The organism is Caulobacter sp. Root487D2Y, assembly GCF_001427165.1.
Classification (GTDB): domain Bacteria; phylum Pseudomonadota; class Alphaproteobacteria; order Caulobacterales; family Caulobacteraceae; genus Caulobacter.
Window position 1 is genome coordinate 60,338 of sequence record NZ_LMFD01000015.1, and the last position, 19,847, is coordinate 80,184.

At 69.0% G+C, this 19,847-nt stretch carries 16 protein-coding genes; 8 read left to right on the forward strand and 8 right to left on the reverse strand.

What is annotated here, in order from left to right:
- Positions 1–19 precede the first annotated feature (19 nt).
- From ASD38_RS21800 to ASD38_RS21825, 6 genes are all read right to left on the reverse strand, one after another.
- Positions 20–1,516 carry a CoA-acylating methylmalonate-semialdehyde dehydrogenase gene (locus tag ASD38_RS21800; RefSeq protein ID WP_056463423.1) on the reverse strand — a complete coding sequence of 499 codons (1,497 nt, stop codon included), beginning with the start codon at positions 1,514–1,516 and terminating at the stop codon, positions 20–22.
- Positions 1,517–1,544: 28 nt separating this feature from the next.
- Positions 1,545–2,351, reverse strand: coding sequence for a 5-deoxy-glucuronate isomerase (gene iolB / locus ASD38_RS21805; protein ID WP_056446987.1), 807 nt, complete (start codon positions 2,349–2,351; stop codon positions 1,545–1,547).
- A gap of 4 nt (positions 2,352–2,355) precedes the next feature.
- Positions 2,356–3,255, reverse strand: a complete 900-nt coding sequence (iolE, locus tag ASD38_RS21810) for a myo-inosose-2 dehydratase (protein ID WP_056463427.1) — start codon at positions 3,253–3,255, stop codon at positions 2,356–2,358.
- A 4-nt stretch (positions 3,256–3,259) separates the two neighbouring features.
- Positions 3,260–5,107 carry a 3D-(3,5/4)-trihydroxycyclohexane-1,2-dione acylhydrolase (decyclizing) gene (gene iolD / locus ASD38_RS21815; protein WP_056463429.1) on the reverse strand — a complete coding sequence of 616 codons (1,848 nt, stop codon included), beginning with the start codon at positions 5,105–5,107 and terminating at the stop codon, positions 3,260–3,262.
- Positions 5,107–7,032, reverse strand: coding sequence for a bifunctional 5-dehydro-2-deoxygluconokinase/5-dehydro-2-deoxyphosphogluconate aldolase (locus ASD38_RS21820; protein WP_056463432.1), 1,926 nt, complete (start codon positions 7,030–7,032; stop codon positions 5,107–5,109). The genes iolD and ASD38_RS21820 overlap by 1 nt, the downstream gene beginning before the upstream one ends.
- A gap of 114 nt (positions 7,033–7,146) precedes the next feature.
- On the reverse strand, positions 7,147–8,034 hold the full coding sequence (locus ASD38_RS21825; protein WP_056463436.1) for a MurR/RpiR family transcriptional regulator: 888 nt from the start codon (positions 8,032–8,034) through the stop codon (positions 7,147–7,149).
- 170 nt (positions 8,035–8,204) lie between these two features.
- Between ASD38_RS21825 and iolG (ASD38_RS21830) the strand changes: the two genes are divergently transcribed.
- Both iolG (ASD38_RS21830) and iolG (ASD38_RS21835) read left to right on the forward strand, forming a co-directional pair.
- Entirely contained in the window at positions 8,205–9,191 is a 987-nt protein-coding gene (gene iolG, locus ASD38_RS21830) for an inositol 2-dehydrogenase (RefSeq protein ID WP_056463438.1), read from the forward strand.
- A gap of 17 nt (positions 9,192–9,208) precedes the next feature.
- Positions 9,209–10,195 carry an inositol 2-dehydrogenase gene (iolG, locus tag ASD38_RS21835; protein WP_056446999.1) on the forward strand — a complete coding sequence of 329 codons (987 nt, stop codon included), beginning with the start codon at positions 9,209–9,211 and terminating at the stop codon, positions 10,193–10,195.
- Positions 10,196–10,373: 178 nt separating this feature from the next.
- Here the strand turns inward: iolG (ASD38_RS21835) and ASD38_RS21840 are convergent, their stop codons facing one another.
- Positions 10,374–11,615 (reverse strand): histidine-type phosphatase, encoded by a 1,242-nt coding sequence (locus tag ASD38_RS21840; RefSeq protein WP_235523929.1) that lies wholly within the window; start codon positions 11,613–11,615, stop codon positions 10,374–10,376.
- Between the two features lie 213 nt (positions 11,616–11,828).
- On the opposite strand from ASD38_RS21840, the gene ASD38_RS21845 reads away from it, so the two are divergent.
- The 5 genes from ASD38_RS21845 to ASD38_RS21865 all read left to right on the forward strand — a co-directional run bounded on the left by ASD38_RS21845 (position 11,829) and on the right by ASD38_RS21865 (position 16,840).
- The gene (locus tag ASD38_RS21845; RefSeq protein WP_056463446.1) at positions 11,829–13,862 is read left to right on the forward strand and encodes a phytase; all 2,034 of its coding nucleotides are present in this window, start codon (positions 11,829–11,831) and stop codon (positions 13,860–13,862) included.
- A gap of 119 nt (positions 13,863–13,981) precedes the next feature.
- On the forward strand, positions 13,982–14,680 hold the full coding sequence (locus tag ASD38_RS21850; protein WP_082554915.1) for a NifU family protein: 699 nt from the start codon (positions 13,982–13,984) through the stop codon (positions 14,678–14,680).
- Between the two features lie 146 nt (positions 14,681–14,826).
- Positions 14,827–15,084 (forward strand): MoaD/ThiS family protein, encoded by a 258-nt coding sequence (locus ASD38_RS21855; protein ID WP_056447006.1) that lies wholly within the window; start codon positions 14,827–14,829, stop codon positions 15,082–15,084.
- Between the two features lie 2 nt (positions 15,085–15,086).
- On the forward strand, positions 15,087–15,656 hold the full coding sequence (moaB, locus tag ASD38_RS21860; protein ID WP_056447010.1) for a molybdenum cofactor biosynthesis protein B: 570 nt from the start codon (positions 15,087–15,089) through the stop codon (positions 15,654–15,656).
- On the forward strand, positions 15,653–16,840 hold the full coding sequence (locus ASD38_RS21865; RefSeq protein WP_056463449.1) for a molybdopterin molybdotransferase MoeA: 1,188 nt from the start codon (positions 15,653–15,655) through the stop codon (positions 16,838–16,840). Before moaB ends, ASD38_RS21865 begins: the two co-directional genes overlap by 4 nt.
- Here ASD38_RS21865 and ASD38_RS21870 read toward each other — a convergent pair.
- Positions 16,729–17,391: a hemerythrin domain-containing protein gene (locus ASD38_RS21870; RefSeq protein ID WP_235523930.1), complete on the reverse strand. Its 663-nt coding sequence runs from the start codon at positions 17,389–17,391 to the stop codon at positions 16,729–16,731. The two genes, ASD38_RS21865 and ASD38_RS21870, sit on opposite strands and share 112 nt — an antisense overlap.
- Before the next feature lie 185 nt (positions 17,392–17,576).
- Between ASD38_RS21870 and ASD38_RS21875 the strand changes: the two genes are divergently transcribed.
- Positions 17,577–19,841 (forward strand): adenosylcobalamin-dependent ribonucleoside-diphosphate reductase, encoded by a 2,265-nt coding sequence (locus ASD38_RS21875; protein ID WP_056447019.1) that lies wholly within the window; start codon positions 17,577–17,579, stop codon positions 19,839–19,841.
- Positions 19,842–19,847 lie beyond the last annotated feature (6 nt).

Here is a 19,847-nt window from a genome sequence, read left to right on the forward strand (position 1 = left end):
CGGGGGGAGGAGCCCGAAGTCACATCGTCGGAATGACGAAACTCTGGTCCAGCACGGCCCCGCCCTTGGGCCAGCGCTGGGTGACGGTCTTGGTGCGGGTGTAGAACCGCACGCCATCCAGGCCGTACTGATTGAGGTCGCCGAAGCCCGAACGCTTCCAGCCGCCGAAGCTGTGATAGGCCACCGGCACGGGGATCGGCACGTTGATCCCGACCATGCCGATCTCGACCTGGTCGGCGAACTCGCGGGCGGCGTCGCCATTGCGCGTGAAGATCGCCACGCCGTTGCCGTACTGATGGCGCGAGGGCAGTTGGATGGCCTCGGCCAGGCTCTCGGCCCGGACGATCTGCAGCACCGGGCCGAAAATCTCGTCCTGGTAGGACCGCATGCTCGGCTTGACGTGGTCGAACAGGGTCGGGCCGACGAAGAAGCCGTCCTCGTGACCTTGCAGAGTGAATCCGCGGCCGTCGACCACCAGCTCCGAGCCCTCGTCGACGCCCATCTGGATGTAGCTTTCGATCCGCGCCTTGTGGGCGGCGCTGACCACCGGGCCGTAGTGGGCGTCCTTGTCGGTGCTGATCCCGACGCGAAGTCCGCCGATCGCCGCGATCAGCCTCTCGCGCAAGGCGACGGCGGTCTTCTCGCCGACCGGCGTGACCACCGGCAGGGCCATGCAGCGCTCGCCGGCCGAGCCGTAGGCGGCGCCGATGATGTCGGCCACCGCCTGGTCAAGGTCGGCGTCGGGCAGGACGATCCCATGGTTCTTGGCGCCGCCCATGGCCTGCACCCGCTTGCCGTTGGCCCCGGCCCGCGAGAACACCGATTGGGCTATGTCGGACGAGCCGACGAAGCTGACGGCCTTGATGGTCGGGTGGTCGAGGATCGCCTCGACGCAGTCCTTGTCGCCGTGCACGACGTTGAGGATCCCCGGCGGCAGACCGGCCTCGATCATCAACTCGGCCAGGCGCACCGGCACCGACGGATCGCGCTCCGACGGCTTGAGGATGAAGGCGTTGCCGCTGGCGATGGCCGGTCCCATCATCCACATCGGGATCATGGCCGGGAAGTTGAACGGGGTGACGCCCGCCACGACGCCCAGGGGCTGGCGCATCGAATAGACGTCGATCCCCGGGCCGGCGCCCTGCGTATATTCGCCCTTCAGCAGGTGCGGAATTCCGCAAGCAAATTCAATTACTTCCAGACCACGCATGATGTCACCCCTGGCGTCGGCGATGACCTTGCCGTGCTCGGACGACAGCAGGCGGGCCAGCTCGTCCATGTGCGCGTTGAGCAGCCGCACGAACTCGAACATCACCCGCGCGCGGCGCTGGGGATTGGTCGCGGCCCAGGCCGGCTGGGCGGCGGCGGCGTCGGCGATGGCCGCGTCCAGTTCGCTCTTGGTCGCCAGGGCGACGCGCGCCTGCACCTGGCCGGTGTTGGGATCGAAGACGTCGCCGAAGCGGCCGGACGTACCCTCGACGGCGCGACCGCCGACGAAGTGGGGAATGCTGCGCATGACGCGCTCCTTCTTTGTAGCTAGCCGATCAGGCCTTGCGGGCGATCCAGTCGTGGGCCGGGTCGTTGCGGAAGATCCACTTGCGGTGCGGACCGGCCATGACATTGAGGTAGTAGAGGTCGTAGCCGTGAGGGGCTCCGACCGGGTGATAGCCGCGCGGCACCATCACGACGTCGCCGTCCTGCACGCAGACGGTCTCGTCGAGGCTCCGGTCGTCGGTGTAGACGCGCTGGAAGGCGAAGCCCTGCGGCGGGTTCAGGCGGTGATAGTAGGTCTCCTCCAGCGCGGTCTCCTCGCCGTCGGTCGCGGTGTCGTGCTTGTGCGGCGGATAGCTGGACCAGTGGCCGCCGGGGGTGATGACCTCGACCACCAGCAAGCCTTCGGCCGGAGCGGTCTCGGGCAGGATGTTGCGGACGTGACGGACATTGGTCCCCCGCCCGCGCACCTCGCGCGGCATGTCGCCGGCCGCGATCAGCCGCGGCGGCAAACCGGGCTTGCCCGGCGCCGAGCACAGCGCCAGTTCGACCGGAGTGACCGCGATGACCGTGAAGGCCGCGCCGGCCGGGGCGTAGACCGCGCCGGGCGCCGCGTCCTCGAAGACGCTGCTCCGGCCGCCGATCGCGCCAAAATCCTGTCCGCCGACGGTGACGCTCGCCGTGCCGCTCATCACCACCAGGCAGGTCTCGCGATCAACATCGCCGCCGCCCAGCGACTGGCCCTGCGCCAACTTGACGACCTTGAAGCCGACATGGCTCCAGCCGGCGCTCTGGGGCGTGACTTCAAGCACCGAGCCCGAAGCGTCGGGCGCGTGGGGGCGGACGAGGAGATTGGTCATGACCTCACGCCGCCCTCAGGCCGGCCGCCGCGGCTTCCTTCTTGAGGGTCGCCAGGCCGATCTCGCCATATTCGCGGGGATTGGCGATGGCCGGATCCTGTTCGGCCTCGACGATGATCCAGCCCGAATAGCCGATCTCGGCCAGGGCCTGCATCACCGCTCCGTAGTCCAGGTAGCCGTCGCCGGGCACGGTGAACATGCCGGCCAACACGCCGTCCAGGAAGCTGCCGCCGCCGCGCGAGATCACCTTGCGGAACACCTCGCTGCGGATGTCCTTGCAATGCACGTGGGCGACGCGGTGCGGATAGCTGCGGATCATCGCCACCGGGTCCAGGCCGCCCAGCGCCGCGTGGCCGGTGTCGACGGTCAGGCCCACCGACGGACCGGTATTGGCCAGGAAGGCCTCCAGGTCCTCTGGCCGCTCGACCACTGTGCCCAGGTGGTGGTGGTAGGCGAACCTCAAGCCCTGGGCCTGGATGTAGTCGGCCACCTTGGTCAGGCGCGCGCCGAACTCCTTCCAGCCCTCGGCGTCCAGGCGCGGCGTAGCCGACAGGGCCTTGGACTTGTCGCCGTGGATGGCGTTGCTGGTCTCGGCGTGGACGAAGACCGTGCTGCCCATGGCCTTGAGCAGGGCCAGGTGCTTCTGCAGGGCGGCGATCTCGTCGTCGGCCGACTGGACCAGCAGGTTGCCGCTGTACCAGCCGCCGACCAGGGCCAGTCCGTAGCTGTCGAGCAGCGGCTTCAGCACCGCCGGATCACGGGGAAACACCCCGCCCAGCTCGACGCCCTCGAAGCCGATCGCCTGGCAGTCGGCCAGGACGCTGGCCAGCGGCGTGTCGCCGCCCAGCTCGGGCATGTCGTCGTTGATCCAGGCGATGGGGCTCACGCCGAAACGGATGGTCATGGCGTCAGTCTCCCGTACGCTGTTGCTTGATCTTGTTTTCGTAGTCTTCCCGAGCCGCCTTGACGGCGGGGCGCACCGAGACCTCGGGCACCGCCACGTCCCACCACGCGCCGCCGCCTTCGGTGGTCGGCACGGGATCGGTGTCGATGACCACGACATAGGTCCGGTCGCTGGCCTTGGCGCGTTGCAGCGCCGCCTCCAGCTCCGGCAGATTGGCCGCCTTCTCCGACCGTGCGCCCAGGCTCTTGGCATGGGCGGCGAAGTCGATGTCGGGCAGGGTCAGATGGTGGGTGTCGGCCAGCAGATTGTTGAACGGCGCGCCGCCGGTCGCGGCCTGCAGCCGGTTGATGCAGCCATAGCCTCGGTTGTCGAGGACCGTGACGATCAGCTTGGTCCCCAACATCACCGAGGTGGCCAGTTCGGAATTGAGCATCAGGTAGCTGCCGTCGCCGACCATCACGTGGACCTCGCGGTCCGGCGCGGCCATCTTGACGCCCACGGCGCCGGCGATCTCGTAGCCCATGCACGAGAACCCGTACTCGACGTGGTAGCCGCCGGGCTGCTGGGTGCGCCACAGCTTGTGCAGTTCGCCCGGCAGGCCGCCGGCCGCGCAGACCACCACCGCGTTGTCGGACGCCGCGCGCGACACCGCGCCCAGCACCTGGGCGTCGGTTGGCAGGGCACGGTCGTCGAGCGCCGTGGCTGCGTCGAAGATGGCGTTCCAGCCGGCGATGCGGCCAGCGGTCTCTTCCGCCCAGGCGGCGGGGGCCTTCCAGCCGTCCAGCCGCTCGGCCAGGGCGGCGGTCACCGCGCCGGCGTCGCCAACCACGCTGAGCGCGCCGTGCTTGTGGGCGTCGTGCGGGGCGACATTGACCTGGACCAGCTTGCGGCCCGGCGCGCCGAACAGGGTCCGCGAGCCGGTGGTGAAGTCCTGCAGCCGCGTGCCGATCCCGACGATCAGGTCGGCGGCCTCGGCGGCGGCGTTGGCGGCCGACGAACCGGTGACGCCGATGCTGCCCAGATTGCGCGGATGATCCCAGACCAGAGCGCCCTTGCCGCCCTGCGTCTCGGCGACCGGCAGACCGGTGTCGAAGGCCAGGGCCGCCAGGGTCGCCTCGGCGCGGGCGTAGAGCACCCCGCCCCCGGCCACGATCAGGGGCGCCTTGGCGGCCTTGATCAGGCCGACCAGATCGTCCAGCTCGCGCGGATCGGGCCGCGGCGCGCGGATGCGCCAGACGCGCCTCTCGAAGAAGGCTTGCGGATAGTCGAAGGCCTCGGCCTGGACATCCTGGCAGAAGGCCAGGGTCGCCGGACCGCAGGTCGCCGGGTCCAGCATCGTGGCCAGCGCGCGTGGCAGGGCGTCCAGAATCTGCTCGGGCCGCACGATGCGGTCGAAATAGCGCGACACCGGCTTGAAGCAGTCATTGGCGCTGATCGTGCCGTCGCCGAAGTCCTCGACCTGTTGCAAGACGGGGTCCGGCCGGCGGCTGGCGTAGACGTCGCCGGGCAGGAACAGCACCGGCAGGCGGTTGACGTGGGCCAGGGCCGCGGCGGTGACCATGTTGGTCGCGCCAGGGCCGATCGAGGTGGTGCAGACCATGGCCCGCTCGCGCCGCGACTGCTTGGCGAAGGCGATGGCGGCATGGGCCATGCCCTGCTCGTTGTGGGCCCGGTACGTCGGCAGCACGTCGCGGACGCCGTGCAAGGCTTCACCGAGGCCGGCGACGTTGCCGTGGCCGAAGATCGCCCAGACCCCGGCGAAATACGGGATGACGCCCTGGCGGGTCTCGACATGTTGCTGGCTCAGCCAGCGAACGGTCGCCTGGGCGGCGGTGAGACGAACAGTAGCCATTACGCGGCCTTCTCCACTGCGGCGCGGGCCCGCCGCCAGGCCTCGACCAGAACCGTAAGCTTGCCGGCCAACGCCTCGACGGCGGCGGCGTCGTCCAGGCGATCGCTCAGCCACTCGCGGGCGACATCGTAGAAGATGGTCCGTCCCACGGCGAAGCCCTTGATGATCGGGAAGCGGGCGGCGACTTCGAAGGAAGCTAGCAGTTCGGCCTCCGGCGCCGACAGGCCCAGCAGCACGACCCCCCGGCACAGGGGGTCGTTCTCAACGATCGCCTGCTCGATCTCCCGCCAGGCGGCCGGATCGGCGACAGGCTCCAGCTTCCACCAATCCGGCCGCACGCCGATGGCGTAGAGCCGGCGGATGGCCCGGGCGACGGTGTGGGAGTCGCCCTCCATGCCCTTGGGCAGGATCACCTCGACCAGCAGTTCGTGACGGGTCTTGCGGCAGGCGTCGAACAGGCGAAGCAGCTGGCGCTCCTGGCGCTCGCGCAGCTCGATCTCGTCGTCGGGGTGATAGAAGACCAGGCACTTGACCACGTGGTTCAGCGGCCATTCGGCCAGTTCTGTGGCCACGTCGGCCGAGCTCTCGAACGCCAGCGGCCGAGATTTGGGCAACTCGATCGGACGACCGATCCAGTACGGACGGTCGGCGGCCAGGGCCAGGGCGTCGAAGCCGAAACGGCCGTCCAGCAGCACGCCGAACCGGTGGTCGCCGCCGGCCACGACCTCGACGGCGCGCAGGGCCAGGGTCTTGAAATGCGGAATGCGCGCGACGTCGCCGCCGGTCTCGGCGATCAGGTCCTCGAACTGGCTGCGGTGGTCCATGGCCAGCACCGTCAACTCGTCATGGACGCCCTGGCGGGTAGTGGCCCAGTGTGTGTGCTCCAGGTCGGCGTCCTCGCGCAGGCGGAACGGCCGTTCGCGCTCGCTCAGGAACTGCTCCAGCTCGATCCAGGTCGGCATGGCCGGGGCGCAGCCGTGGCGCGAAACGACGATGGCCCCGCAGGCGTTGCCCCACTCGCAGCAGGTCTCGAGGCTTTCATGGCGCAGCCAGCCGCGCAGGAAGCCGGCCATGAAGGCGTCCCCTGCCCCCAGCACGTTGAACACCTCGACCTTGAAGCCGCGAGCGCTGACGCCCTCGTTCAAGCTGTCGGGGATCGCGCCCGGGAAGGCGACGCAGCCTTCGGGACCACGCTTGCAGACCAGCAAGGCGTCCGAGCCCTTCCGGATCTCGCGCAGGGCGGCGATGGTGTCGGTCGCGCCGCCCAGGATGTGGATTTCTTCCTCGGTGCCGACGATCAGGTCGCAGAGGGTCAGAACCTCCTGCAGCTTGCGGGTGACGTCCTGGTTCTCGACGAAACGGTTCTCGCCCGCGTCCTTGCCGGTCAGCCCCCACAGCACCGGGCGGTAGTCGATGTCGAAGGCGACCCGGCCGCCGGCGGCCTTGACCGTCTTGGCCGCCTTCAGGCTGGCCGCGTAGACGTTGGGTTGGGACAGATGGGTGCCGTTGATCAGCACGGCCCCGGCCTGGGCGAACCAGGTCTCGTCGACGTCGCCCGCCTCCAACGCCATGTCGGCGCAGTTCTCGCGATAGAAGATCAGCGGGAAATTGACCCGGTCGCGGATGCCCAGGATGACCAGGGCGGTCAGACGCTCGGGGTCGGTCAGAACCCCGGACACGTCCACGCCCTCGCGGGCCAGTTGTTCGCGAATGAAACGGCCCATGTGGTCGGCGCCCACTCGGGTCAGCAGACCGGTCTTCAGACCCAGGCGCGCGCCGCCCGAGGCGGTGTTGGTCGGACTGCCGCCCAGGTACTTGGCGAACGACGCCATGTCCTCCAGCCGGCCGCCGATCTGCTGGCCGTAGAGATCCACGCTGGACCGGCCCACGGCGATCAGATCGAGAATTTTAGCGTCCTGCGCCATGCCAGTTCCACGTCACTTGGAGCCGGCTGCTCACCGGCGATATGTAACGCATATTCTAACTCTGGAACGCTTGCAATATCCATTTCATTTTGACGGCAAAATGGAACAGGTCGTTCAACCCGGCTTGGCGGCCTTGGCCGAGCGTCCCTTGGCCCGCGAGCTCTCGAAGGCGAATCCGATGACCAGGGCCTGGGCCAGGCAGATCGACGCGGCCAGCGAGCGGAAGGTCCGCACCTCCGATTCGCGCACGTGCAGCACCAGGCTGGCCGGCTTGGCGATCGGGCTGACCAGGCTGTCGCTGATCGACAGGATCGCCGCCCCGCGCGCCGCCGCCATCTCGACCGCCTGGATCGTCTCCTCGGCATAGGGGTGGTAGCTGACGGCGATCAGCACGTCCTTGGGGCCGATGGTCTGGACCTGCTGCTTGGTCAGGCCCGCCACGCCGTCGATGAACAGGGTGCGCTTGTTCACCTGTTGCAGCGAGTAGGCCAGATAGGAGGCCACCGGGAACGAGCGACGGAAGCCGACCACATAGACCGTCTCGGCCTTGTCGATCATCTTCACGGCGTGGGCCATGTCGTCTTCGCTGACCGTCTGGGCCAGGTTCTGCAGCGCCAGGGTGTTGCCCTCGACGAACTCGGCCAGCACGTCCGCCCCGCCCTCGGGCTTCTTGGCCACCGCCTCGTTGAAGTGACGCACCCGCTCGCCGTAGCCCAGGGCCGCATGCCCCGACAGCAGACCGTCGCGGAACAGCCGCTGCATCTGGCTGGCCCCGGGATAGCCGAAGCTCTTGGCGAAACGGACGATGGCAGAGGGCTGCACGCCGCAACGCTCGGAGATCACCGCCAGGGTCTCCAGCGCCATCTCGTTGGGCTCGTCCAGCACATAGCGAGCGATCTGCTGCAGGCGTTTGCTTAGCGAGTCGTAGCGCTCGAGAATCGCCGCGCGCAGCTCCTCGGCCGTCTTCGGCGCGGTTTCCAACGCCGGGGTCGCTTCGTCCATCGGTCCCTCGATATGATCGCTTTGAATTTAGAATATCCGTTCCGCGCGCGAACACAAACGCACTAGATTCGCCCCGACATTCCACTTTCTATCTGGAAGGAATTTTTGTTCCATATTACAGCAGGGTGGACGGGGCCCGGAGAGCGCCGCCACGTCGGGGAGTGACGGACATGATCAAGGTGGCTCAACTGGGCGCGGGGCGGATGGGGGCGATCCATGCCCGCAACGCCGCCGCCAATCCCCGCCTGGATCTGGTCGCCCTGGTCGATCCCCGCCCCGACGTCGCCGGCCCGTTGGCCCAGGCGCTCGGCGCACGACTGGCCCGCTTCGAGGAGGTGCTGGCCGATCCGGACATCAAGGGGATCATCGTCGCCAGCTCGACCGACGCGCATCTGGACAATGCGCTGTCCGCCCTCCGGGCGGGCAAGATCGTGTTCTGCGAAAAGCCGTTGGACCTGGACCTGGCCCGTCTGCTGGCCGCCTCGGGCGAACTCGACAAGGCCGATGGCAAGCTGTTCGTGGCCTTCAACCGCCGCTTCGACCCGCACTACCAGGCCCTGAAGGCCAAGATCGACAGCGGCGAGATCGGCAAGCTGGAAAGCCTGCACATCGTCAACCACGACCCGGCCGCCCCGCCTCCGGCCTTCATCCCGACCAGCGGCGGCCTGTTCAAGGACTTCACCATCCATGACTTCGACCTGGCCCCCTGGCTGATGGGCGAACGACCGGTCGAGGTGTTCGCCTGGGCCAGTTGCCTGATCGATCCGGAGATCGGCCGCCTGGGCGACGTCGACACCGCCAAGGTCGTGCTGACCACCGCCTCGGGCCGCCTGTGCATGATCAGCAACAGCCGCCGCAGCGGCTATGGCTACGACCAGCGCATCGAGGCCTTCGGCTCCAGGGGCGCGGCTCGGGTCGACAACCTGACCAACACCGCCGTGTCGGTGTGGGGCCAGACCGGCGCGCTGGCCGACAGGTTCCCCTACGCCTTCATCGACCGCTATGCCGGCGCCTACGCCGCCGAGATGGACCATTTCGCCGACATTCTGGAAGGCAAGGCCGCGCCCGAAACAGGCTTCGCCGCCAGCGTCGCCTCCCTGGAACTGGCCGAAGCCGCCGCCCGCTCGGCGACGACCGGCGCCCCCGTCCGACTTTAGAGAGTATCGAGGTTCCCATGCACGACATCGCCATCCTGGGCGCCGGCCGCATCGGCCGCATCCACGCCAAGAACGTCGGCGGCCAGCCCGGCCTGCGGCTCAAATACGTGGTCGATCCGGTCGCCGCGGCCGCCGACGGCCTGGCCGCCGAGACCGGCGCGACCGTCACGGACCTCGAGACCGCCCTGAACGATTCCGCGGTCGCCGGCGTGATCGTCGCCAGTTCAACCGACACCCACCTCGACTACTGCCTGAAGGCCGTGGCGGCGGGCAAGGCGGTGTTCTGCGAAAAGCCGATCGACCTGGACCTGGCCCGAGCCCGCTCGGCGCAAGGTCTGCTGGGCGGCAAGGACGTCAAGCTGTTCCTGGGCTTCAACCGCCGCTTCGACCCCAACTTCCAGGGCCTGAAGACGCGCCTGACCAGCGGCGTCGTGGGCGCGCTGGAGACGGTGCATATCACCAGCCACGACCCGGCCCCACCGCCGGTGTCCTACGTCAAGGTTTCGGGCGGCCTGTTCAAGGACATGGCCATCCACGACTTCGACATGGCCCGCTGGCTGCTGGACGAGCCGGTGATCGAGGTGTTCGCCGCCGCCAGCTGCCTGGTCGATCCGGCCATCGGCGAGGCCGGCGACGTCGACACCGCCAAGATCCTGCTGCGCACCGCCTCGGGCAAGATCTGCGTGATCAGCAACAGCCGCCGCAGCGGCTACGGCTACGACCAGCGCATCGAGGCCTTCGGCGCCAAGGGCCTGGTGCGGGCCGACAACGTCATGGAAAGCACCGTCTCTGTGTGGGGCGAAGCCGGCGCGGCCAGCGACAGCTTCCAGAACTTCTTCCTGGATCGCTACGCCGAGGCCTATCGCCGCGAGATGGCGCATTTCGCGGGAATCCTGCGCGGGGATGAGCTGCCGTCGGTGGGCTATGCCGACGGCGTCGAGGCCCTGGCCTTGGCGGAGGCCGCGGGCCAGTCGGCGCGCACCGGCCAGGTCGTGAAGCTCTAGACGCCCTTCCCCCTCGCCAAACGCATGAGGGCCGCACGGCGAAAACCGTGCGGCCCCTTGTCGTTTTGCAATCCGCGGCCCCCTCGCCCGCCCCGCCAAGCCCTCGACCCAGGACGCAAAAGGAACGGCGGCCCTCTCGCGAAGGCCGCCGCTTTCAGTTGCACCAAGATCGAAAGGTTCAGTTCTTCGCCGGGTTCGCCAGCTTGCCGCCGACGATCTTCTGGAAGGTCTCCAGCGGACAGACCGTGGCGTCGCCCTTCACGCCGCAGCCCGGGATCGGAAGGTAAGAGAAGGCCGGCGGGTTGCCGGCGGTCAGCGGCTGCAGCTCGCGCAGCTGGTCCATGCTCTGGGCCGTGTAGAAGGCTCGGACGAAAGCCTGGCCGCCCCCGTCCTTCAGCAGTTCGAAGCCCATGGCGCCGCCGGGCGGCGGATCGTCCCGAGGATAGTCGGCGGCGGTGAAGTGGGCGCCGAAGAAGGCTCGCAGGGCGGCGATGTTGGTGTCGTGGCCGACCAGCAGGGTCAGACGGCCCGTATCGGCCTCGCCGTTCAGCGCAGACAGCACGCGCTTGGCGATCGGGGCGGCGTAGCGCTCGGCGATATAGGGCGCGCCGACCTCGTAGTTGAACTTCACCGGATGGAAGCGGAGCATGGCCTGGATGTCCGCCTTGGAGGCGCGCCCCCAACCGACTTCGTTCATCGGCTTGCCCTCGACATATTCCAGCAGGACGGTCTGGCCGCCGGTCGAGGCGATCGACAGCGCGCCTTCCAGGTCGGGGCTGTCGCCTTTGTTGCCCTTCAGCGAAGACGGCCGCTTGGCGATGTCGCAGCCGGCCTTGGTGGCCAGGTCGCAGCCCAGCACCTTCTGCAGGACCGCGAAGTCCTCGGCATGGACGCGCGCTTCGGCCGCGACGCCGGGCTTTTGGCGCTGAGCGGCCTTCAGCGCGACGGCGCCGTCGATGCCCTCGGCCGGATGGAAGACCGGATCGTTGTCCTCGGTCACGGGATGATCGACCACGAGCCCGCAGCCGGCCTGCAGGCCGTCGACGAACGACTCGGCGGTCTTGATGGCGCGGGACTTGCCGCTGGCCCAGACCACGATCTCGCCCTTGGGCGCGCAGCCGGCGTTGGGGATCAGCCCCCGAGAGGCCAGGAAGGTGCGGTTGTAGGCGCCCATCAGCCGCGCGCCTTCGATCCCATGCGGGGTCAACTCGCCGAACGGCGTGGTCCAGGTCGACCAGGGCTGGGCGGTCGTGCCTTCCGGCGTGGCGGGCGATTTGGTCGGTGGACGGACGCTGTGGCGCATCAGCATGACCACGCGCTCAAGCTTCAGGTCGCCGGTCGGACCGCCGCTCGAAGCGGCGGCCGCCGGGCTGGCGATCCCAGTCGCGATCAGGGGCGCGGCGATCATCGCGGCCGTCATCAATGCGTTTCGAAGTCTCGCCATAACGCCTCCCTCGCCGCTCACCCTTGGCGACATGTTGTTGACCGGGTTGTACGAATGGATATTCTATTTGGCAACTAAATTGGAATTTTTAGTGCAATTTTTGACGCCCGGCCCGATTTCGTCAGCGGGGCGTCAGGGCGACCGCTCTAGCCAAGTCGCACGATTTGAGATGCGACATCAGGGGACCACATGATCCATCGCCGCGCCACCTTCGCCGCCGCCAGCGCCCTAGCCTTGCTGATCGCCGCCCCTGCTCTGGCCCAGACCGCTGGCGCCCAGACGGCCAGCGTCGCGCCGGTCGGCGCGACGGTCCCCACCGCGCAAGGCGGCGCCAACGCCTCGGCCCTGCTCTACAACGCGGCCGACCCGGCCAAAAGCGTCATCGCCGCCACCGGCGAGCTGGGCGGGCTGGAGTTCTACGGCCTTGACGGCCAGCACCGCTCGGCCCTGCCCGGCGGCGAAACCTACGGCGTCGATGTGCGCGGCGACCTGATCGCGGTGTTGGACCGCAAGGACGGCCGCCTGCGCCTGTCGCGCTACGACTTCGCCAGCGGCGCCGCCGCCGGCGTCGACGCCCGCCCCCTGACCCTGGGCTATGCCGGCGAAGGCCTGTGTCTGCACAAGAGCCCCCGCGACGGCGCGCTCTACGCCTTCACCCTGGGCGGCGAGGGCCAGTTGGACCAGTGGCTGCTGTTCCAGGCCGCCGACGGCAAGCTGGACGGCCGCATCGTTCGCCGCCTCCACCTGTCGTCCGAGGCCAAGTACTGCGTCGCCGACGACGCCAGCGGCGTGCTCTATATCGCCCAGCAGGCCGTCGGGATCTGGCGTTACGACGCCGACCCGGAAGCCGAGGCCGTGGCGACCGTGATCGACATCAACCGCCTGGGCCGCATCAAGGGCGAGGTCGGCGGCCTGGCTGTCCTGAACGGCGGCCCGCAGGGAAACTACCTGGTGGCGGCCAATGCCGACGCCGGCGATTACAACGTCTATGACCGCAACGCCGATGACCGGTTCCTGGGCGCGTTCCGCATCCAGGCCAATGGCGCGGACGTGCTGCAGGGGCCGTCGGGGTTGTTTGGTCTGCGCGCGCCCGTCGGTCCGGGCCTGCCGGCCGGCGCCCTGCTGGTCACCGACGACCGCAAGGCCGGGGCCAACACCCAGGTGCTGTCGTGGAAGGACGTCGCCGCCGCCCTGAACGTCTCGCCCGGCGACGATGCGCCGGTCGTCGCCGCCAGCAAGCTGGCCCTGGTCACGGCGACGATGGAAACCCAGCCCGTCGACCACGGCGGCGACGCGGCCGACGATCCGGCCATCTACGTCCACCCGACCGATCCCGGCAAAAGCGCCATCATCGCCACCGACAAGAAAGGCGGCATGCTGGTCTACGACCTGGCGGGCAAGCCGCTGCAGTACCTGCCCGACGGCAAGATGAACAATGTCGACCTGCGCCAGGGCTTCAAGCTGGGCGGCAAGAGCGTCACCCTGGTCACGGCCAGCGACCGCACCCACAAGGCCATCGCGATCTACACGATCGATCCCGACACTCGACTGCTGACCAGCGTCGCCGACGGCGTCCAGGCCACGGGCCTGTCGGACCCCTATGGCCTGTGCATGTACCGCAACCGAAAGGGCGCGACCTTCGTGTTCATCAGCGATCCCGACGGCCTGGTCCGCCAGTGGAAGCTGGTCCCCACCCCGGCCGGCAAGGTCCGCGCCGAGGCTGTGCGCGACGTCAAGTTCGAAACCCAGACCGAGGGCTGCGTCGCGGACGACGAGACCGGCAAGCTCTATGTCGCCGAGGAAGACGTCGCGCTGTGGAAGCTGGGCGCCGAACCTTCGACCGGCGTGGCCCGGACCGCCGTCATCCATGTGAAGGACAACCCCGCCCTGAAGGACGACCTGGAAGGCGTGGGGCTCTACGCGCAAGCCGCGGGCAAGGGCTATCTGGTGGTCTCCAGCCAGGGCAACAACAGCTACGCTCTGTTCAAACGCGAGGGCGACAACGCCTATGTCGGCAGCTTCGCCGTGATCGCCGACGGCGCGAGCGGCGTCGACGGCATCTCCGAAACCGACGGCCTGGAGGTCACCAGCGCCTCGCTGGGCGCGGGTCTGGAGGGCGGAGCCTTCATCGCCCAGGACGGCCGCAACGTCTCGCCGCCGGAGAACCAGAACTTCAAGCTGGTCCCATGGGCCGCGATCGCCCGGAAACTGGGCCTGGACTGAGGCGAGCGGGATTGAGTTATAATATGTATTTATGATACATGTTATAGTCTGACCGACCCGCCGTCGCGGCCGACGCCCGCCTTGGTTCCGGACGCCACGAACAGGGAAGCAAGGCCCGCATGTTCATCCTGACCGAACAGACGCCCAATCCCGCGGCCATGAAGTTCATTCCGCACTGCGTGGTGACGTCTGATCCGGCCCAGGCGTTTCGTCGCGTCGATCACCAGGCCGGCCGGTCGCCGCTCGCGGACCGTCTGTTCGAATTGCCCGCCGTCGACGGCGTCTTCATCGCCCACGACTTTGTCACCGTGACGCGAGCGCCGGACGGCCCGCCGTGGAGCGTCCTTCGTCTCGAGGCGATCGCCGCCCTGGCCGATCACCTCGCCAGCGGCGCGCCGGCCGTGATCGGATCGGCGCCGTCCACGGCGATCAGCGGCGGCGAAATCGAGGATGAGATCCTGGGCGTCCTGGGGCTCTATGTCCGTCCCGGCGTCGCCCGCGACGGCGGCGACGTGGTGTTTGATCGCTTCGATCCGGACACCGGCGTGCTGTGGATCGAGATGCGCGGCGCCTGCGGGGGCTGCCCTTCGTCGCAAATGACCCTGAAGACGAGCATCGAGACTATCGTGCGCCGCTACGTGCCCGAGGTGAAGCGGGTCGAGGCGACCGCGGCCGCCGAAGACGCGGCGCCCAGTCGCCTGCGAACCTGGATGGCCAAGCTGAAGGGCGTCAAATCCCAGGGCGCACGCCCTGTCTTCACCCACAACGGCGAGCCCGCGGCGTCGGACCTGGCGCCGCCGGCGACTTCATCGACCTAGTCCCCGCCGAAACGGCCCTGCGACATATCCGGCCGCTTGATATGGGACAATCGGCCCACCTCGCGACCGGTGTAAATCCCATCCGCCAATCAGGCCGACAGCGATCGAGGTCTTTCGTGCTTCAAAACTTGACGTCGTCCCCCGGCTTGACCGGGTCCGTCCAGGTCCGCTTCTTCGGTAAGATCGCAGACCATTTCGGCCGCACGGCGACCGTGGAAATCCCCGCCGGCGGCTGTTCGCTGCCATGGTTCAAGGCCCGCCTCGCCGACCAGGTCGAAGGCGGCGCCGAAGCCCTGGCCGAGCGCGGCCTGCGGACGGCGATCGATCACATGGTCGTCGGCGGAGCAGCCTGGATCGGTTCCGGACAGGAAGTGGCCTTCCTGTCGATGTTCTCAGGAGGTTGACCATGGATGACGCCCCGCCGGCCGTGAAGAGTCGCAAGCCCGGCATCGACGAGCGCCTGCCCTTCTACCCGCTCAACATCGCCGTCCTGACCATTTCCGACACCCGCAACCTCGACACCGACACCTCGGGCGCCCTGCTGGCCGATCGCCTGACCGCCGCCGGTCACGGCCTGGTCGGACGGATCATCGTGCCCGACGAGGTGGAAGCCATCCGCCGCCAGGTCCGGGCCTGGGCCGACGACGAGGCGGTCGACGTCATCCTGACCACCGGCGGCACGGGCTTCGCGCCACGCGACGTCACGCCCGAGGCCCTGCAACCGCTGTTCCGTCGGACCATGGACGGCTTTTCGGTGGTGTTCCATCAGGCCAGCCAGGGCACGGTCGGGGTCGCGACCCTGCAGTCCCGCGCCCTGGCCGGCCAGATCGGCGAGACCTTCGTGTTCTGCGTGCCGGGCTCGACCGGCGCCTGCAAGGACGCCTGGGACCTGGTGCTGGGCCAGGAGCTGGACAGCCGCTTCAAGCCCTGTTCGCTGGTCGGCCAGATCCCCCGCTATCGGGGCCTTTGCAGTTGATCAGCTTCGAGCAAGCCTCGGCGCTCGTCGCCGATCTGGCGCAGGCCCTGCCCCACGAAACCGTCGGCCTGGCCCTGGCCGACGGCCGAATCCTGGCCAAGCCGATCGTCGCCCGCCGCACCTCGCCGGCCACCGACGTCTCGGCCATGGACGGCTACGCCGCGCGCGACGACGACCTGGCCGAGGCGCCCGTGCGTCTGGCCGTCATCGGTGAAGCCTATGCAGGCCAGGCCTTCGACGGCGTTATGGCGCCCGGCTCCTGCGTGCGCATCTTCACCGGCGCGACCGCGCCGATCGGAACCGATCGGGTGGTCATCCAGGAAGAGGTCCGGCGTGAAGGGCCTCGGGCGGTGTTCCTGCAAACACCCCGGGGCGGCCGCAATCTGCGCGCGCCCGGCTCCGACTTCGCGGCGGGAGACGTTCTCGTCGAGCCCGGCGTTCGGCTCAACGCTCAGCGCATGGTGGCGGCCGCGGCGGCCGACCTGGCGCGGGTGTCGGTGATTTCTCGCCCCAGGGTCCTGATCATCAGCACCGGCGAGGAGCTCGACGAGCCGGGACGCCCCTCCAAGCTTCGGCCCGGGATCCCCGAGAGCGTGTCCTTCGGCGTCGCCTCGCTGGTTCGCGCCTGGGGGGGCAAGGTGGTCGATCGCTGGCGCCTGGGCGATGATCTGCCGACGCTGGAGAAGGCGGCCCGCTCGGCGGTCGGTCGGGCCGACGTGGTCGTCGTGACCGGCGGCGCCTCGGTGGGCGAACGCGACTTCGCCAAGGCGATGTTCGCGCCGCTGGATCTGCAACCGATCTTCTCGAAGGTGGCCATCAAGCCGGGGAAGCCGATCTGGATCGGGCGGGCGTCGGGCGCCCTGGTCGTCGGCCTGCCGGGCAATCCGACCTCGGCCCTGGTCACCGCGCGACTTTTCCTGGCCCCGCTGATCGCGGGCCTCGCCGGACTGGGATCGGCCGCGGCGACGGACTGGCGCTCCGTGGCTCTGACCGGCTCGCTGGGCCCCTGCGGTGATCGCGAGACCTTCGTCCGCGGACGACGAACCCAGGGCGGCGTCGAGCCGATCGGTGATCAGGACTCTTCGGCCCAAAAGGCCCTGGTCCTGAGCGATGTGCTGATCCGCCGCCGCCCCAGCGACCCGGCGAGCGAGACCGGGGCGTTGGTCGAGATCCTGGATTTCTGATCAGCGGCCTGTGGCGCGCCGACGAAGTGCGGGAAGAGGACCGTGTCCTCCAGGTGCATGTGCTCGCGCAGCTCGTGATCCAGCTTGCGGCAAAGCTGGTCCAGGGCCCGCCACGTTCCGCAGGCGCCTTCCGGCACGGAAAAGTTCCGGGTGATCTCCGCCAACCGCGTCAGTTGCCCGGTCAGGTCGCCATGCTCGACCTGCATGCGGGCGATGGCGACCCGCAGCATCGACCCGCGGCCGGCGCGCATCATCGGAAACAGGACCTCCTCCTCCTTCTGCTGATGGCCAACCAGGTCCTCGGCCATCATCTGGAGGTGATCGGCCAGGCCATGCGGACAGTCGGCGTCGCCGCCGTGCACCGCCTCGACCCTGCGCGCCAGGGCGATGGCCCGCGGAAAATCCTCCAGGTGGACGTCGTGGTAGCGCCGCATGATGCGGTCGATCAGCGGGCCGACCTGGCCGTCGGTCAGCGGTTCGCCCGGCGAATGCGGCGGGGCGCCGGCGTCCAAGGCGTGAGCAAGAGCGGCGGGGCTGGTGAGCGTGGTCATCTTTGGGTCTCCGCCCCGACCCCTAGGGGCTTCGCCGATCGATGACATTGAGCGGAACCGTCGCGCGCCTTGATGTTGCTCAAGGCCCGCCTTGGCGGATGTCGCAAGCTGCGCATCCCCGAGTCGCCTTCCGCGCGCCGCAGGGAATCGACCAGCCTTCACCTCCCCTTTCAGAGAGAGCGACCATGGCGTTCGACAATCCCTTCGCCGGCGAGATCTGGGCCAGCAAGTATCGTTTCGCGCCGCCCAGCGGCGGCGGCGGCGACGCCAGCGTCCTGGAGACCTGGAACCGTGTCGCCCACGCCGTGGCCCAGGCCGAGGCTCCCAAGCTTCGCAAGGGGTTCCACGCCGAGGTCATGGCGGCCCTCACCGATTTCCAGTTCCTGCCCGCCGGCCGCATCCTGGCGGGCGCGGGCACCGCCCGGGCCGTGACCCTGTTCAACTGCTTCGTGATGGGCCGGACCCCCGACGACCTGGGCGGCATTTTCGAGCACTTGCGCGAGGCGGCCATCACCCTGCAGCAGGGCGGCGGGGTCGGCATGGACTTCTCGTCGATCCGCCCGTCCGGGGCTCCGGTCGAGGGCGTGGGCGCCGACGCCTCGGGACCCCTCAGCTTCATGGATGTCTGGGACTCGATGTGCCGCACCATCCTCTCGGCCGGTCAGAGACGCGGCGCGATGATGGGGTGCCTGCGCATCGACCACCCCGACATCGAGGCCTTCATCGACGCCAAGCGCGCGGCCGGCCGCTTCCGCAACTTCAACCTGTCGGTGCTGGTCACCGATCCGTTCATGGCCGCGCTCGAAGCCGACGCCGACTGGCCGCTGAGCTTCGGCGGCCGGGTCCATCGCACCGTTCGCGCCGCCGAGTTGTGGGCGCGACTGATGCGGGCCACCTATGACGCCGCCGAGCCGGGGGTGATCTTCATCGACCGCGTCGACGCCGCCAACAACCTGGCCTACTGCGAGCAGATCCTGGCCAGCAACCCTTGCGGCGAACAGATGCTGCCGCCTTACGGCGCCTGCCTGCTGGGTTCGCTCAACCTGGCCCGCCTGGTCGACCGGCCGTTCGAGGCCGACGCCGCCCTCGACGAGGCCAAGCTCGGCGAGCTGACCCGCACCGCCGTGCGGATGTTGGACAACGTCATCGACATCTCGCGCTTCCCGCTGGCGGCCCAGGAAACGGAGGCCAAGGCCAAGCGGCGGCTGGGCATCGGCGTCACGGGCCTGGCCGACGCCCTGGTCTTCTGCGGCGCGCGCTATGGCGACAACCAGGCCGTGGCCCTCACCCAGCGCTGGCTGGGCGTCATCAAGCGGGAGGCCTATCGCGCCTCGGCCCTGCTGGCCGCCGAGAAGGGCGCCTTCCCGCTGTATGATCCGCGGATCCTGGACCGCCCCAACCTGACCAGCCTGGACCAGGAGACCCGCGCCCTGATCGCGGCCCATGGGCTGCGCAACGGCTGCCTGACCTCGATCGCCCCGACCGGCACCACCTCGCTGCTGGCGGGCAACGTCTCGTCGGGCATCGAGCCGGTCTTCGCCTACGCCTACACCCGCAAGGTGCGCCAGCCCGACGGAACCACCCGGGAGGAACAGGTCGAGGACTACGCCCTGGCGGTCTGGAAGCGGCTGCGCGGCGACGCCACGCCGCCGGCCGCCGTGTTCGTCAGCGCCCAGGACCTGACGCCCGCCGACCATCTGCGCATGCAGGCCGCCGCCCAGGGCCTGGTGGACAGCTCGATCTCCAAGACCGTCAACTGCCCGGAGACCATCGCTTTCGACGACTTCGCCGACATCTATCGCCAAGGCTATCGGCTGGGCTGCAAGGGCCTGACCACCTATCGTCCCAACGCCATCACCGGCTCGGTGCTGTCGGTCGCCCAGCCTCTGGAAAAGACCCCGGAAACCCCGGCGAACCCGCTGCCCGCGCCCGAGCCCGAGCCCAAGCTGGCCCCGCGCCCGGACGCCCTGGACGGAGCCACCTACAAGATCAAATGGCCCGACAGCGCCCACGCCGTCTATGTGACCATCAACGATGTGGAGACCGCCGACGGCGCTCGCCCCTTCGAGATCTTCGTCAACTCCAAGAACATGGAGCACTACGCCTGGACGCTGGGGCTGACCCGGATGATCTCGGCGGTGTTTCGCCGCGGCGGCGACGTGTCGTTCGTGGCCGAGGAACTGAAGGCCGTGTTCGACCCGCGCGGCGGCGGCTGGATCGACGGCCGCTACACCCCTTCCTTGCTGGCCGCGATCGGCGGGGTGATCGAGCGCCACCTGCGCGGCCAAACGCCGCACGAGCCCTCCGCCGACGCGCCGTCGCGGGCCGCGCCCTCGGCCAATCCGTTCGCCGCCAACAAGGTCGCGTGCCCACGTTGCGGCGGGTTCGAGATGGCCCGCAAGGAGGGCTGCGACACCTGCTTCGACTGCGGCTATTCCAAGTGCGGCTGAGCGGTT

What these genes read in the sequence shown, in the direction of transcription:
- ASD38_RS21800 (WP_056463423.1), bottom strand. Translation starts at nt 1,516, where the DNA reads ATGCGCAGCATTCCCCACTTCGTCGGCGGTCGCGCCGTCGAGGGTACG.
- iolB (WP_056446987.1), bottom strand. Translation starts at nt 2,351, where the DNA reads ATGACCAATCTCCTCGTCCGCCCCCACGCGCCCGACGCTTCGGGCTCG.
- iolE (WP_056463427.1), bottom strand. Translation starts at nt 3,255, where the DNA reads ATGACCATCCGTTTCGGCGTGAGCCCCATCGCCTGGATCAACGACGAC.
- iolD (WP_056463429.1), bottom strand. Translation starts at nt 5,107, where the DNA reads ATGGCTACTGTTCGTCTCACCGCCGCCCAGGCGACCGTTCGCTGGCTG.
- ASD38_RS21820 (WP_056463432.1), bottom strand. Translation starts at nt 7,032, where the DNA reads ATGGCGCAGGACGCTAAAATTCTCGATCTGATCGCCGTGGGCCGGTCC.
- ASD38_RS21825 (WP_056463436.1), bottom strand. Translation starts at nt 8,034, where the DNA reads ATGGACGAAGCGACCCCGGCGTTGGAAACCGCGCCGAAGACGGCCGAG.
- iolG (WP_056463438.1), top strand. Translation starts at nt 8,205, where the DNA reads ATGATCAAGGTGGCTCAACTGGGCGCGGGGCGGATGGGGGCGATCCAT.
- iolG (WP_056446999.1), top strand. Translation starts at nt 9,209, where the DNA reads ATGCACGACATCGCCATCCTGGGCGCCGGCCGCATCGGCCGCATCCAC.
- ASD38_RS21840 (WP_235523929.1), bottom strand. Translation starts at nt 11,615, where the DNA reads ATGACGGCCGCGATGATCGCCGCGCCCCTGATCGCGACTGGGATCGCC.
- ASD38_RS21845 (WP_056463446.1), top strand. Translation starts at nt 11,829, where the DNA reads ATGATCCATCGCCGCGCCACCTTCGCCGCCGCCAGCGCCCTAGCCTTG.
- ASD38_RS21850 (WP_082554915.1), top strand. Translation starts at nt 13,982, where the DNA reads ATGTTCATCCTGACCGAACAGACGCCCAATCCCGCGGCCATGAAGTTC.
- moaB (WP_056447010.1), top strand. Translation starts at nt 15,087, where the DNA reads ATGGATGACGCCCCGCCGGCCGTGAAGAGTCGCAAGCCCGGCATCGAC.
- ASD38_RS21870 (WP_235523930.1), bottom strand. Translation starts at nt 17,391, where the DNA reads ATGACCACGCTCACCAGCCCCGCCGCTCTTGCTCACGCCTTGGACGCC.
- ASD38_RS21875 (WP_056447019.1), top strand. Translation starts at nt 17,577, where the DNA reads ATGGCGTTCGACAATCCCTTCGCCGGCGAGATCTGGGCCAGCAAGTAT.